This window comes from Pseudomonas sp. TH32 (assembly GCF_016650855.1).
Taxonomy (GTDB): Bacteria; Pseudomonadota; Gammaproteobacteria; order Pseudomonadales; family Pseudomonadaceae; genus Aquipseudomonas.
Map to the genome: position 1 here is coordinate 247877 of NZ_JAEKFA010000001.1, position 15012 is coordinate 262888.

Sequence of the window (15012 nt, forward strand, 5' to 3'; positions counted from 1 at the left end):
GGTCGAGATTAAATGTTCGGTCGAGATCAGGCGTTGTTTGTACGGCCTGACCGTCAACGGTATTGGAGGAAGACGTTGTCACGCCCGAACTGGTCACGCAATGCTTGAATCAAGCCATCGCCCGGGTCGATTCTCCAGGTCTCGCCGAACTGCAGCATGGCCTTGGCATCATTGCCGGTGTACTCCATGGTCACCGGGCACGCGCCACGATGACGCTTGAGCAAGTCACCCAACCAGCGTAGCTGATCGCCTTTGAGCGCATCAGTGCGCACTTTCAGGCGCAGGCTTTCGGCCAGATTGGTGCGGGCATCTTCCATGCTCATCACGCGCTTGATCCGCAGGCGCAGGCCGCCGGAGAAGTCGTCGTTGCTGACTTCCCCTTCCACCACCACCATCGCGTCCGTCTGCAGCAGCGATTGGGCGGAGTGGAACGCATCGGCAAACAGCGACGCTTCGATCCGGCCCGAGCGGTCGTCGAGGGTGATGAAACCCATCTTGTCGCCCTTTTTGTTTTTCATCACCCGCAGGGCGATGATCATGCCCGCGACGGTCTGGGTATCCCGCGCCGGCTTCAGGTCGATGATGCGCTGACGGGCGAAGCGACGGATTTCGCCTTCGTACTCGTCAATCGGGTGACCGGTGAGGTACAGGCCCAAGGTGTCTTTCTCGCCCTTGAGGCGTTCCTTCAGGGTCAGGTCCTTGGCCTTGCGGTGGTTGGCGTAGACGTCAGCGTCTGCTTCGACGAACAGCCCGCCAAACAGGTCGGCGTGGCCACTGTCGTGGGTGCGGGCGGTCTGCTCGGCGGCCTTGATCGCTTCTTCCATGGCCGTCAGCAGCACCGCACGGTTGCGGTCAATGTTGGCCTGGTAAGCCTTCGGCTCATCATGGAAGTGCGGGCCCAGGCGATCCAGGGCGCCGCTGCGGATCAAGCCATCAAGGGTCCGTTTGTTGATGCGTTTGAGGTCGACACGGGCGCAGAAATCGAACAGGTCCTTGAACGGCCCGTCCTGACGCGCTTCGGTAATCGCCTCCACCGGGCCTTCGCCCACGCCCTTGATCGCGCCAAGACCATAGATGATGCGGCCTTCGTCGTTCACCGTGAACTTGAACTCGGAAGTGTTCACGTCCGGCGCGTCGAGGCGCAGCTTCATGGTGCGCACTTCCTCGATCAAGGTCACGACCTTGTCGGTGTTGTGCATATCCGCAGACAGTACCGCCGCCATGAACGGCGCCGGGTAGTGAGCCTTCAGCCACGCGGTCTGGTACGACACCAGGCCATAGGCGGCGGAGTGGGATTTGTTGAAGCCGTAACCGGCGAATTTCTCTACCAGGTCGAAGATGTTACCGGCCAGGTCAGCGTCGATGTTATTGGTGGCGCAACCTTCAATGAAACCGCCGCGCTGCTTGGCCATTTCCTCGGGTTTTTTCTTACCCATGGCCCGACGCAGCATGTCCGCGCCACCGAGGGTGTAACCGGCCATGACCTGGGCAATCTGCATCACCTGTTCTTGATACAGGATGATGCCGTAGGTCGGTGCCAGTACTGGCTTGAGGCCTTCGTACTGGTAATCGGAGTGCGGGTAAGCCAGTTCGGCACGCCCGTGCTTACGGTTGATGAAGTCATCCACCATGCCCGATTGCAGCGGGCCCGGACGGAACAGGGCCACCAGTGCAATCAAGTCTTCCAGGCAGTCGGGCTTGAGCTTTTTGATCAGCTCTTTCATGCCGCGGGATTCAAGCTGGAAGACGGCCGTGGTTTCGGCTTTTTGCAGCAGGCTGTAGGTCGGTTTGTCGTCCAGCGGGATAAACGCGATATCCAGCGGCGGCTCGTTGACCTTGGCGCGGTCGCGGTTGATGGTCTTCAGCGCCCAGTCGATGATCGTCAGGGTACGCAGGCCAAGGAAGTCGAACTTCACCAGGCCGGCCGCCTCCACGTCATCCTTGTCGAACTGGGTTACCAGGCCGTCGCCTTCTTCGTCGCAATAGATCGGCGAAAAATCCGTCAGCTTGGTGGGCGCGATAACCACACCACCGGCGTGTTTACCGACGTTACGCACCACGCCTTCGAGTTTGCGCGCCATGTCCCAGATTTCGGCCGCTTCTTCATCGACCTTGATGAAGTCCCGCAGGATTTCTTCCTGCTCGTAGGCTTTTTCCAGGGTCATGCCGACTTCGAACGGGATCATCTTCGACAGGCGGTCAGCCAGGCCGTAGGACTTGCCCTGCACCCGGGCCACGTCGCGGATTACCGCCTTGGCCGCCATCGAACCGAAAGTGATGATCTGGCTTACGGCGTTGCGGCCGTACTTCTCGGCCACGTATTCGATTACCCGGTCGCGACCATCCATGCAGAAGTCGACGTCGAAGTCGGGCATCGATACCCGTTCCGGGTTAAGGAACCGTTCGAAGAGCAGGTCATATTCCAGCGGGTCGAGGTCGGTGATCTTCTGCACATAGGCCACCAGCGACCCGGCACCCGATCCACGGCCTGGGCCCACCGGCACGCCGTTGCTTTTGGCCCACTGGATAAAGTCCATAACGATCAGGAAGTAACCGGGGAACCCCATCTGGATGATGATATCCAGCTCGAAATTCAGCCGGTCGACGTAGACCTGGCGCTTGGCTTCGTAATCTTCGGTGGTGTCCTTGGGCAACAGGACGCTCAGGCGCTCCTCCAGGCCGTCGAACGAGACCTTGCGGAAATACTCGTCGATGGTCATGCCATCGGGAATCGGGAAGTTGGGCAGGAAGTGCTTGCCCAGCTTCACTTCAATATTGCAGCGCTTGGCGATTTCAACGGAGTTTTCCAGGGCCTCGGGCAGGTCGCTGAACAACTCGGCCATTTCATCGGCGCTTTTGAGGTACTGCTCTTCGCTGTAGTTTTTCGAGCGGCGCGGATCATCCAGCGCCCGGCCTTCGCCAATGCAGACGCGGGTTTCGTGGGCCTCGAAGTCTTCCTTCCTGATAAAGCGCACATCGTTGGTCGCTACCAGCGGCGCGCCCAGCTTTTCAGCCAGGGCCACGGCGGCGTGCAACTGCTCTTCATCATTGGGGCGGTTGGTGCGCTGGATTTCCAGGTAGAACCGGTTGGGGAACACGTCCATCCATTCACGGGCGAGCACTTCCGCCTCGTGGGGGTTGCCGCCCAACAGCGCGATGCCGATTTCACCCTCTTTGGCCGCCGAGAGCATGATCAGCCCTTCGCTGGCCTCGGCCACCCACTCGCGCTCGATGATGATCGAGCCGTTGCGCTGGCCATCGATAAAGCCACGGGAAATCAGTTCGGTGAGGTTGCGATAACCGACGCCGTTCATCGCCAACAGGCTGATGCGGCTCAATGGGTTATCCGGGTCCTTGTTCGACAGCCACAGGTCGGCGCCGCAGATCGGCTTGATGCCGGCGCCCATGGCGGCCTTGTAGAACTTGACCAGGGAGCACATGTTGTTCTGGTCGGTCACCGCCACGGCAGGCATGTTCATGCCCACCAGGGTTTTGACCAGCGGTTTGATCCGTACCAGGCCGTCGACCAGGGAGTATTCAGTGTGCAGGCGCAGGTGAACGAATGAAGCCGGCATAGTGATCCTGTACAAAACGTGAAAACAACAAGGCCCGGAAATCCGGCATTTAAAGCTACTGCGCTTTAAAGGCCGGATTGTACCGGGCCTTGGCAAAAACATCAGCCTTGCCGCTAAACCTCGATCAGGCTTTCCCGAGCCTCGTAAGCCTGGCGAACCGGGGCGAACGAGCGGCGGTGGATTGGGGTTGGCCCCAGGCGCACCAAAGCTTCCAGATGAACGGGCGTAGGGTAGCCTTTGTGCCCACCGATGCCGTAGCCAGGGTAGATCAATTCAAAAGCCGCCATTTCTCGGTCACGGCTGACCTTGGCCAGGATCGACGCAGCGGCAATGGCCGGCACCTTGCTGTCGCCCTTTACCACTGCTTCAGCAGGCATCGTCAGCTTGGGGCAGCGGTTGCCGTCGATCATCGCCATTTTTGGGGTGATGTGCAGGCCTTCAATGGCACGCTGCATGGCCAGCATGGTGGCGTGCAGGATGTTCAGTTTGTCGATTTCCTCGACTTCGGCCCGGGCGATGTGCCAGCTCAGGGCCTTCTCACAGATCTCGTCAAAGAGTTTTTCGCGACGGGCTTCAGTGAGTTTCTTCGAATCGTTGAGGCCGAGGATCGGGCGGTTCGGGTCGAGGATTACGGCTGCGGTGACGACCGCGCCACACAGCGGGCCACGGCCCACTTCGTCGACGCCGGCCACCAGATCCAGGGCATCGGCCACCAGGCTGAAATCCAGACCCATTTGCGTCTTCATAGGGCTTCCTGTTTTTGGCCGATCAAGGTCAGCACAGCATCCGCTGCCTGATTCGACGCATCACGGCGCAAGGTGCGGTGAATCTCGTCAAACCCACGGGTCTGCTCTTCGCCACCGTCGATCAACGGGAAAAGAGTGCGTGCCAGGGCTTCAGGCGTCGCATCGTCCTGCAACAACTCGGGCACCAGCAGACGCTGGGCCAGCAAATTGGGCAGGGAGATGTAGGGACTTTTGACCATCCGCTTGAGAATCCAGTAGGTCAGCGGCGCCAGGCGATAGGCCACGACCATCGGGCGCTTGTAGAGCAAGGCCTCCAGGGTCGCGGTACCGGAAGCGATCAGCACCGCATCGCAGGCGGCCAGCGCCAGGTGCGAGCCGCCGTCGAGCAGGGTCAACGGCAAGTTGCGCCCTACCAGCAATTCTTCAATTTGCGCACGGCGCTGAGGGCTCGCGCACGGCAATACGAAGCGCACGCCCGGCTTCAGGGCTTGCAGGCGTTCGGCGGCATCAAAAAACAGCGCACCAAGACGCCCCACTTCACCGCCCCGACTGCCCGGCATCAAGGCCACCAACGGCCCCTCAGGCAAGCCCAGTTCGACACGAGCCGCCGCACGGTCGGCCTGGAGCGGAATGGTGTCGGCCAGGGTGTGGCCGACAAACCGCACCGGCACGCCCTTCTCTTCGTAGAACCGGGCCTCGAACGGCAGCAGGGTGAGCATCAGGTCGCAGCCTTCACGGATCTTCAGCACGCGCTTTTGCCGCCACGCCCACACGGAGGGGCTGACGTAATGCACGGTCTTGATCCCGGCCTGACGCAACTTGAGTTCGATATTGAGGGTGAAGTCCGGCGCGTCGATTCCGATGAAGACGTCGGGCTTTTCTTCGATCAGGGTCTGGATCAGCTTTTTGCGGCGGGCCAGCAGCTCGCGCAAACGGCCCAGCACTTCTACCAGCCCCATGACCGACAAGCGCTCCATGGGAAAGTAGGACGTCAAGCCTTCAGCCTGCATCAGCGGACCACCGACACCGATGAATTCAACCGCCGGATGCTGAGCCTTGAGGGCTCGCATCAGGCCTGCACCGAGAATATCGCCGGAAGCTTCTCCGGCCACCAACGCTATACGCAGCTTGGCCATGATCAGCGGGTGATGCCGCGAGTCGACGACTGGATCGAGTCACGGAATATCGCAACTTCCGGAAACAGTGCGGCTGGCTCCGTCAGTTCGGTCAAGGCCTGGTCAACCGTCAGCCCCTGGCGGTAAACCACTTTGTAGGCACGGCGCAGAGCGTGGATCGCGTCTTCGCTGAAACCCCGACGGCGCATGCCCTCGAAGTTCATGCTGCGTGCTTCGGCCGGGTTGCCGAATACCGTTACAAACGCCGGAACGTCCTTGCCGATCGCGGTGCCCATGCCGGAAAAGCTGTGGGCGCCGATATGGCAGTACTGATGGACCAGGGTGAAACCGGACAGGATCGCCCAATCGTCAACGTGCACGTGGCCGGCCAACGCGGTGTTGTTGACCAGGATGCAATGGTTGCCAATCACGCTGTCATGACCGATGTGCGCATAGGCCATCACCAGGTTGTGATCACCCAGGGTGGTCTCGGCGCGGTCCTGAACGGTACCGCGGTGAATGGTCACGCCTTCACGGATGATGTTGTGATCACCGATTACCAGGCGCGTTTCTTCACCCTTGTACTTCATGTCCGGGGTGTCTTCGCCTATCGATGAAAACTGATAGATGCGGTTGTGTTTGCCAATCCGCGTCGGGCCTTTGAGGATCACGTGCGGCCCGATGACTGTCCCCTCGCCGATTTCCACACCTGCGCCGACGATCGACCAGGGGCCGACCTCAACGTCGGCGGCCAGTACGGCCGTCGGATCGATGATTGCGCGAGGGTCAATCAAACTCATAGTTTGCGTTCCGCACAGATGATTTCAGCCGAGCACACCGGCTTGCCATCGACCGAAGCCTGGCATTCGAACTTCCAGATCTGGCGCTTGCAGCTGATGAACTTGGCTTCCAGGATCAACTGATCGCCCGGAGTGACCGGGTTGCGGAAGCGCAGTTTGTCGGAGCCCACGAAATAGTAGAGCGTGCCATCGGCAGGCTTCAGGTCGAGCATTTTGAAACCAAGGATACCGGCAGCCTGGGCCATCGCTTCAATGATCAACACGCCCGGCATGATCGGATGCGCAGGGAAGTGACCGTTGAAGAACGGTTCGTTGATGCTGACATTCTTGTAGGCACGAATGCGCTTTTCCTCAACATTGAGGTCCGTCACCCGGTCCACCAGCAGGAACGGGTAACGGTGAGGCAGGTATTCGCGAATCTCGTTGATGTCCATCATTTCGGGGGGAAGCCTGTAATAAAGATTGGGAGCGTGCGGACTAAGGCACGCCCCTCTAGCAAATCAAGGAGGCAGTCTAGCGGCTGTGCACACTTGATATGGAAATGGTATCAGCCATCTGATGAAGCATTACCGCCAGGGGTCACGTCCCCAACACGCTTTTCCAGATGTTTCAGGCGCCGAGCGATATCGTCGAGCTGCCTCAGACGCGCCGCGCTCTTGCGCCATTCGGCCGCAGGCTGCATGGCCGTACCGGATGAATAGGACCCAGGTTCGGTAATCGAATGGGTCACCATGGTCATGCCGGTAATGAATACGTTGTCGCACACTTCGATATGGCCCACCAGGCCAACACCGCCGGCGAGCATGCAATGCTTGCCAATCTTGGTGCTGCCGGAAATCCCCACGCATGCGGCCATGGCGGTGTGATCGCCAATCTGCACGTTGTGGGCGATCTGAATCTGGTTATCCAGTTTTACGCCGTTACCAATGACGGTATCGGCCAGGGCACCGCGGTCAACAGCCGTATTGACGCCAATTTCAACGTCGTCGCCGATCAACACGCCGCCCACCTGGGCAATCTTGTGCCACACGCCTTTCGAGTTGGCGAAGCCGAAGCCCTCGCCACCGATCACGGCGCCCGACTGAATCACGACACGTTCGCCAATACGCACATCGTGGTACAGGGTCACGCGCGGAGCCAGCCAACCACCGGCACCCACCTCACTGCGGGCACCGATAAAGCACTGCGCGCCGATCGTCACGCCCGCGCCGATGCGTGCGCCACTTTCGATCACCACAAAAGCACCGATGCTCGCGGCAGGGTCGACCTGCGCGTCATCGGCGATCACCGCAGTCGGATGGATACCGGCAGCAGCCTTGGGTTTTGGATCGAACAGGTGCGACGCCCTGGCGTATGCCAGGTACGGGTCGGCAACAACCAGCGCATCCCCGGTAAACCCTTCGGCATCAGCGGCCTTCAGCAACACAGCTGCGGCGCGGCTGTCGCCCAGGTATTTACGGTATTGGGGGTTTGCCAGGAAGCTCAACTGAGCTGGGCCAGCCTCCTGCAAGGTGGCTAGCCCAGTAATTTCCTTCTCCGGGGAGCCACGTAAGGTGGCCCCCAGGAACTCGGCCAATTGGCCGAGCTTGATAGTCGCAGTCATGGCTTACTTCAGCTGATTCATGCGCTCGATCACCTGACGGGTGATGTCGTACTGAGGTTTAACGTCGATGACGGCGCCGCGTTCGAACACCAGGTCAAAGGCACCTTTCTTGATGACTTCTTCCACGGCGCTGTCGAGTTTCGGCTTGAGCTGCTTGAGCATTTCACGGTCAGCAACAGCCTTGGCTTCGTTCAGCTCCTTGGACTGGAACTGGTAGTCACGGGCCTTTTGCTTGAATTCAAGCTCCAGACGCTCGCGCTCGCCTTGCTGCATCTTGTCGCCACCGGCTACCAGACGGTCCTGGATACCTTTGGCGCTGCTTTCCAGAGTCTTGAGCTTGGTCAGTTGAGGACCGAACTTCTTCTCTGCATCCACGGCATATTTCTTGGCCGCATCGGATTCCAGCAGGGCCATCTGATAGTTCAGAACAGCAATCTTCATTTCGGCAAAGGCCGGGGTCGCTACCAGGACAGTCGCCAGGAGAACCAATTGAGTCAACTTACGCACGATGTACTCCTACAGAATCCGTTGTCGTTATCTTGGGTCAGACGCTTAGAACGTCTGGCCGAGGGAGAATTGGAAAATCTGGGTTTCAGCGTTATCCGGTTTCTTGATCGGCATGGCCAGAGCAAAGCTCAACGGGCCCAGCGCCGTCACCCAGGTCACACCCACACCGACAGAGCTTGCCAGGTTGCTCAGACTTACGTCGTTGCACTGCGTGTTGGACTTCGAGCCATTGGGGTTGGTGACCTGTTCGCACTTGGAGTCGAACACGTTACCCACATCCCAGAAGACCGAAGTACGCAGGGAACGCTGATCTTTCACGAATGGCAGCGGGAACAGGATCTCCGCACCACCCTGGATCAGAACGTTACCACCGAATGGCAGCGGGTCGTTGTCCGAGTCAGCCACGGTACCTTGGTTACCGGTCACGCCCACGCCACGGCTTGGGGTACCACGAGGACCCAGGGTGCTGTCCTTGAAGCCACGTACCGAGTTGAAACCACCAGCATAGTAGTTCTCATAGAACGGCAAGCCGCTGGTCGAACCATAACCATCGCCGTAACCCAGTTCGGTGTGCAGGCGCATGGTGTAGTTTTCGCTCAATGGCTGGAACAACTGGCCACGGTAGTCGAGCTTGAAGAACGACAGGTCGCTGCCCGGCGTGGTTGCTTCCAGAGTCAGGCTCTGGGAATGGCCACGGGTTGCCAGTACACCTTTGTTCAGGGTCGATTCCGACCAACCGGCCGAAGCCTTGAAGTTCAGGAACTGGTCACCTTCTTTACGCACGAAGTTGAAGATCTCATCCACGGTGTACACACCGGTCTTGATCTTGTCTTGTTGCGCGGTCAGGCCGAAGGTCAGACGCGAGGTCTCACTGATCGGGTAACCGATGTTGGCGCCAACACCCAGGCTGTCGATTGCATAGCTTGCAACGTCGACGTCGAGGTCTTTGTAGTCGGTTGTGCGGTAGAAGGCGTTGTAGCCCAGGCTCACACCGTCAGCAGTCCAGTAGGGGTCGACATAACCGAAGTTATAGCGGCTCTGGTATTCGCTTCGGGTCAGGCCGATGGAAACCTTGTTACCGGTACCGAGGAAGTTGTTCTGGGTGATCGAACCACCGAGGATCAGACCGGCACTCTGGGCGAAACCGACACTGGCGGTAATCGAACCGGAAGCCTGCTCTTCTACGGCGTAGTTCACGTCAACCTGGTCATCCACACCCGGTACAGCCGGGGTTTCGACGTTGACTTCCTTGAAGAAGCCCAGACGCTCAAGGCGAACCTTGGACTGGTCGATCAGGTAAGTCGACGCCCAGCCACCTTCCATCTGACGCATTTCACGGCGCAGCACTTCGTCAGCAGACTTGGTGTTGCCACGGAAGTTGATGCGGTTCACGTAGGCACGCTTGCCCGGATCGACGACGAAGGTGATGTCAACGGTGTGGTCTTCATCGTGCGGGGTCGGTACGCCGTTGACGTTGGCGAAGGTATAGCCTTCGTTACCCAGGCGACGGGTGATCAGCTCGGACGTGGTGGTCATCAGCTTGCGCGAGAACACCTGGTCTTTCTGCACCAGCAACAGGGACTTGACCTGGTCTTCAGGCACTTTCAAGTCACCGCTGAGCTTGACGTCACGAACCTTGTACTTCTCGCCTTCGTTGACGTTGACAGTGATATAGACGTGCTTCTTGTCCGGGGTGATGGACACCTGGGTCGAAGCGATATCCATGTTGATATAGCCACGGTCCAGGTAGTAGGAACGCAGACGCTCCAGGTCACCGGACAGTTTTTCGCGGGCGTACTTGTCATCGTTCTTGAAGAACGACAGCCAGTTGGTGGTCTTGAGTTCGAACAGGTCGATCAGGTCGTCATCAGCGAACTTGGTGTTACCCACCACGTTGATGTGCTGGATGGCCGCCACGGTACCTTCATTGATATTGACCTTCAGGCCAACGCGGTTACGCGGCTGCGGGACCACTTCAGTCTCGACGGTGGCCGAGTAACGACCCTGGGCAACGTACTGGCGTTGCAGCTCGTTACGCACGCCTTCAAGGGTGGCACGCTGGAAGATCTCGCCTTCGGCAAGGCCGGATTGCTTGAGACCTTTCATCAAGTCTTCAGTAGAGATCGCCTTGTTGCCTTCGATCTCGATACTGGCGACAGAAGGCCGCTCGACGACAGTGATGACGAGGACGTTGCCTTCACGACCCAGTTGGATATCTTGAAAGAACCCGGTTTTGAACAGCGCACGAGTGGATTCCACCAGGCGACGGTCATCAGCCTGTTCCCCGACGTTCAACGGCAAGGCACCAAAGACGCTACCCGCGGAAACCCGCTGGAGGCCGTTGACGCGAATATCGGAGATGGTGAAGGACTCGGCGTGAACTTCGGCGATCATCAATACGGTGAGAACCGCAGTTAGCAGCAGACGTTTCATGAAGTCCTTTCTTATTCCAACTGGCAATAAACAAACTGCCGCAAAATGCGGCAGATTCGCAATTCAGCGAAGCGTTACAGTCGTCCCAGATCGTTGACCAGGGCTAACAACATCACCCCGACCACCAAACTGATACCGATCTGTATCCCCCAACCCTGCACCCGATCCGACAAGGGGCGACCACGCGCCCACTCGACCAGATAAAACAACAGATGCCCCCCATCCAATACTGGAATGGGCAACAAATTCAGAACCCCAAGGCTAATACTCAGATAAGCCAGGAAATTCAGGAAATCTACAACGCCCGACTGGGCAGAAGCGCCCGCCACTTTAGCAATGGTTATCGGTCCACTCAAGTTTTTTACCGAGAGCTCGCCGAACAACATTTTCTTGAGGGAATCGAGGGTCAGCACACTCATGGTCCAGGTGCGTCTCGCACCCTCGCCAATTGCCGCCACCGGTCCGAAACTGACCTCTCGCACCATCGAAGGTGGCCACTCGACACCTTTGACCCCTGCGCCCAGGTAACCCCCGGCCGCCTTGGCTTCCCCGCGAACGGCCAGGGTTACGGGGACGTCGATTTGAGCACCATCGCGCTCGACTTTCAGCACAATTTTGGTATCAGGGCGTACACGCACCAGATCGACCACTTGCTGCCAGTCGTTCAGTGCCTGGCCATCAAGCGCCAGCAGGCGGTCACCGGTTTTCAGACCTGCGGCCTGGGCCGGCCCCTTCGGATCCAGCTCTGCCAGTACCGGCGGCAAGGCCGGGCGCCATGGACGAATGCCCAGGGATTTGATCGGATCAGGCTCATCAGAGCCCTTCAGCCAGTGGTCCAGGGTCAGCTCGCGCGGCGTTTCAGCGGTGGAGTCCTGCTCACGCACCACCAGTTTCACGATGCCGCTTTCACCCAGACGACGCACCAACTGCAAATTGACCGCGCCCCACCCCGTGGTTGGCTCGCCATCAACTGCAACAATTTCCTGCCCGGCGGTCAGGCCAGCCTTGGCCGCCATGCTGTCCGGCTCGACGGCACCAATGACCGGACGCACCTGCTGGCTGCCCAGCATGGCCAGGACCCAGAAGAACACCATGGCCAACAGAAAGTTGGCGATCGGACCCGCTGCGACGATGGCAATGCGCTGACGGACGGTCTTGCGATTAAAGGATTGATCCAACTGATCAGCCGGCACTTCGCCTTCGCGCTCATCGAGCATCTTGACGTAGCCACCCAACGGAATGGCCGCGATCACAAACTCGGTGCCGCGACGGTCGTGCCAGCGCAGCAAGGGCATTCCGAAGCCTACGGAAAAGCGCAGTACCTTGACGCCGCAACGACGCGCGACCCAGAAATGGCCGAACTCGTGGAAGGTAACCAGCACACCCAGAGCAACCAGGGTGCCGACAATCATGTAGAGCGCACTCATCTAATTTCTCCGCATCTCAATCCAGTCCCTGAAGGCTAAAACACGCCCAAAGGCTAACGCGTATTGCGGTTCAACCATTGCCCGGTCAAGGCCCGGGCCTTTGCATCCGCCTCGAACACCGCGCCCAGATCATTCACGGCAACCACAGGTTCAAGGTTCAAAACGTCTTCGATGATACTCGCGATCTGCGGAAAACGGATGCGCCGTTCAAGAAACGCCGCCACCGCCACTTCGTTCGCCGCATTCAGCATCGCCGGCGCGCTGTTACCCGCCTCTGCCGCCTGCCGCGCCAGGCGCAGGCAAGGAAACCGCTGCTCGTCGGGGGCTTCGAAATCCAGACGGGCGATGGCAAACAGATCCAGCGGCGCCACACCCGAGTCAATTCGCTCCGGCCAGGCCAGGGCATTGGCGATCGGCGTGCGCATGTCCGGGTTACCCAACTGGGCCAACACCGAGCCATCCACGTAATCCACCAGGGAATGAATCACACTTTGCGGGTGGATCACCACCTCGACCTGATCCGGCCGGGCATCGAACAGCCAGCAGGCCTCGATCAATTCCAGGCCCTTGTTCATCATGCTCGCCGAGTCCACCGAGATCTTGCGACCCATGGACCAGTTCGGATGCGCACACGCCTGATCAGGGGAAACATGCTCCAGGTCGGCCAGCGGTGTCTGCCGGAACGGACCGCCAGAGGCTGTCAGCAGAATCCGACGCACCCCAACCTGGCTCAACCCACGCGCAAAATCACCGGGCATGCACTGGAAAATCGCATTGTGTTCGCTGTCCAGCGGCAACAGCACGGCGCCGCTCTTGCGCACCGCCTGCATAAAGAGCGCACCGGACATTACCAGGGCTTCTTTATTGGCCAGCAGAATCTTCTTGCCCGCATCAACGGCGGCCAGGGTCGGACGCAAGCCGGCAGCGCCGACAATTGCCGCGACTACGGTGTCGACATCAGGGTCAGCCGACACCTGGCACAACCCCTCCTCCCCCACCAGCACCCGGGTCGCCAGGCCCGCAGCGCGCAGGTCGTCCTGCAAGCCACGTGCTGCTGCCGCTTCGGGCACGACTGCGTATTGCGGAGCGTGGCGCACACACAATGCCAGCAGCTCGCTCAGGCGACTGAAACCGGTCAATGCGAATACTTGATAACGCTCGGGATGACGGCCAATGACATCGAGGGTGCTTAGCCCCACCGAGCCGGTAGCGCCCAGCACGGTGACCTGTTGCAGGCGGCTCACGAGGCAGCCATCCACAGCAGCACGGCAAAGATCGGGATCGCAGCCGTCAGGCTGTCGATACGGTCGAGCACGCCACCGTGACCCGGCAGCAGGTTACTGCTGTCCTTGATCCCGGCCTGACGCTTGAACATGCTTTCGGTCAGGTCACCGACCACCGAGATGAACACGACCACGGCCGCGCCCACCAGGGACAAGAGCACTTCCTTGACGGTCCAGCCACGCACCACGCCGACCACAACGGTAATCACCAGGGTCAATGCCAGGCCGCCATACACGCCCTCCCAGCTTTTGCCCGGGCTGACAGCCGGCGCCAACTTGCGCTTGCCGAAAGCACGGCCGGAGAAGTAGGCACCGATATCGGCCCCCCACACCAGCACCATCACCGCCATGATCAGCCAGTTACCCAACTGCATGTGCTTGATGTAGACCAGCCCTTGCCAGGCGGGCAGCAGAATCAAAAGGCCGATCACCAGCTTGCAGGCGACACTGGACCAGTGGCTGCTGGAGCCAGGAAAAGTCAGCACCAAATAGGTCGCCAACGCCCACCACAACACCGCCGCCCCCAGCACCCAGGGCGCTACGTCCGGCAGGATGTACATCAGGAACATCAACAGCGCCACAACTGCGGCGTACACCACACGCGGCAACTGCGCGGCGAAACCGGCCAGTCGCGCCCATTCCCAGGCACCCAGCGTCACGACCAGGCCGATGAACAGCGCGAAATTCGCCCCTTCAAGCAGGAAAAACCCGCACAGGGCAATGGGCAGCAGGATCAGCGCCGTGATGATTCGTTGTTTAAGCATTAAACCCGGGCTCCAGCTTCGATCTGCTCGCTCGTTTTACCGAAACGACGCTGACGGGAAGCGAAATCGGCCAGCGCGTTGCGCATGGCATCGTGTTTGAAGTCCGGCCAGAACAGGTCGGAGAAGTACAATTCGGTATAGGCCAACTGCCACAACAGGAAGTTGCTGATGCGGTGGTCGCCACCGGTACGAATGCACAGGTCGGGCAACGGCAGGTCGCCGGTCACCAGACAGGTTTGCAACAGCTCGGGCGTGATGTCTTCCGGACGCAAATGACCGGCCTGTACTTCCCGCGCCAGACGCTGCGCAGCCTGGGCGATATCCCACTGGCCACCGTAGTTGGCTGCAATCTGCAGCACAAAACGGTTGCTGCCGGCAGTGATCGCCTCGGCCTCACGCATCGCCGCCTGCAGCTCGGGATGGAACCGCGAGCGGTCACCAATGATGCGCAGGCTGATGTTGTTCTCGTTCAGGCGCTTGGCCTCACGACGCAGGGCCTTGAAGAACAGGTCCATCAAGGCACTGACTTCCTCGGCCGGGCGCTGCCAGTTTTCACTGGAGAACGCGAACAGGGTCAACACTTCGACCTTGGCCTCGGCACACACCTCGATCACGGCACGTACAGCATCGACACCCGCTTTATGCCCGGCAACACCCGGCATAAAGCGCTTCTTCGCCCAGCGATTATTCCCGTCCATGATGATCGCGACATGGCGCGGCACCACGGAGGGCACAGTCTGCTTGGTCTTTTCCATGAAG

The 15012-nt window shown here is 59.6% G+C and carries 12 protein-coding genes; all 12 read right to left on the bottom strand.

Features of this window, described 5'->3' with window-relative positions:
• Nucleotides 1-53 precede the first annotated feature (53 nt).
• Nucleotides 54-3575 (bottom strand): DNA polymerase III subunit alpha, encoded by a 3522-nt coding sequence (dnaE, locus tag JFV30_RS01170; RefSeq protein ID WP_201121572.1) that lies wholly within the window; start codon nucleotides 3573-3575, stop codon nucleotides 54-56.
• Nucleotides 3576-3688: 113 nt separating this feature from the next.
• Entirely contained in the window at nucleotides 3689-4321 is a 633-nt protein-coding gene (gene rnhB, locus JFV30_RS01175; protein WP_201121573.1) for a ribonuclease HII, read from the bottom strand.
• Nucleotides 4318-5457: a lipid-A-disaccharide synthase gene (lpxB, locus tag JFV30_RS01180; protein WP_201121574.1), complete on the bottom strand. Its 1140-nt coding sequence runs from the start codon at nucleotides 5455-5457 to the stop codon at nucleotides 4318-4320. Before lpxB ends, rnhB begins: the two co-directional genes overlap by 4 nt.
• A 2-nt stretch (nucleotides 5458-5459) precedes the next feature.
• Nucleotides 5460-6236: an acyl-ACP--UDP-N-acetylglucosamine O-acyltransferase gene (gene lpxA, locus JFV30_RS01185; protein ID WP_088423007.1), complete on the bottom strand. Its 777-nt coding sequence runs from the start codon at nucleotides 6234-6236 to the stop codon at nucleotides 5460-5462.
• Complete coding sequence (gene fabZ / locus JFV30_RS01190; protein ID WP_003219309.1) at nucleotides 6233-6673, bottom strand: 3-hydroxyacyl-ACP dehydratase FabZ; 441 nt, start codon at nucleotides 6671-6673, stop codon at nucleotides 6233-6235. Before fabZ ends, lpxA begins: the two co-directional genes overlap by 4 nt.
• A gap of 110 nt (nucleotides 6674-6783) precedes the next feature.
• The gene (gene lpxD, locus JFV30_RS01195; protein ID WP_010176751.1) at nucleotides 6784-7839 is read right to left on the bottom strand and encodes a UDP-3-O-(3-hydroxymyristoyl)glucosamine N-acyltransferase; all 1056 of its coding nucleotides are present in this window, start codon (nucleotides 7837-7839) and stop codon (nucleotides 6784-6786) included.
• Between the two features lie 3 nt (nucleotides 7840-7842).
• Nucleotides 7843-8346 (bottom strand): OmpH family outer membrane protein, encoded by a 504-nt coding sequence (locus JFV30_RS01200; RefSeq protein WP_003219314.1) that lies wholly within the window; start codon nucleotides 8344-8346, stop codon nucleotides 7843-7845.
• A 45-nt stretch (nucleotides 8347-8391) separates the two neighbouring features.
• Entirely contained in the window at nucleotides 8392-10779 is a 2388-nt protein-coding gene (bamA, locus tag JFV30_RS01205; protein ID WP_010176752.1) for an outer membrane protein assembly factor BamA, read from the bottom strand.
• A 74-nt stretch (nucleotides 10780-10853) separates the two neighbouring features.
• Nucleotides 10854-12206 carry a sigma E protease regulator RseP gene (gene rseP / locus JFV30_RS01210; RefSeq protein WP_201121575.1) on the bottom strand — a complete coding sequence of 451 codons (1353 nt, stop codon included), beginning with the start codon at nucleotides 12204-12206 and terminating at the stop codon, nucleotides 10854-10856.
• A gap of 53 nt (nucleotides 12207-12259) precedes the next feature.
• A complete protein-coding gene (gene ispC, locus JFV30_RS01215; protein ID WP_010176754.1) occupies nucleotides 12260-13450 on the bottom strand; it encodes a 1-deoxy-D-xylulose-5-phosphate reductoisomerase in 1191 nt (396 codons plus the stop codon).
• Nucleotides 13447-14253 carry a phosphatidate cytidylyltransferase gene (locus tag JFV30_RS01220; RefSeq protein WP_201121576.1) on the bottom strand — a complete coding sequence of 269 codons (807 nt, stop codon included), beginning with the start codon at nucleotides 14251-14253 and terminating at the stop codon, nucleotides 13447-13449. The genes ispC and JFV30_RS01220 overlap by 4 nt, the downstream gene beginning before the upstream one ends.
• Entirely contained in the window at nucleotides 14253-15008 is a 756-nt protein-coding gene (gene uppS, locus JFV30_RS01225; RefSeq protein WP_003219323.1) for a polyprenyl diphosphate synthase, read from the bottom strand. Before uppS ends, JFV30_RS01220 begins: the two co-directional genes overlap by 1 nt.
• Nucleotides 15009-15012: the final 4 nt, after the last annotated feature.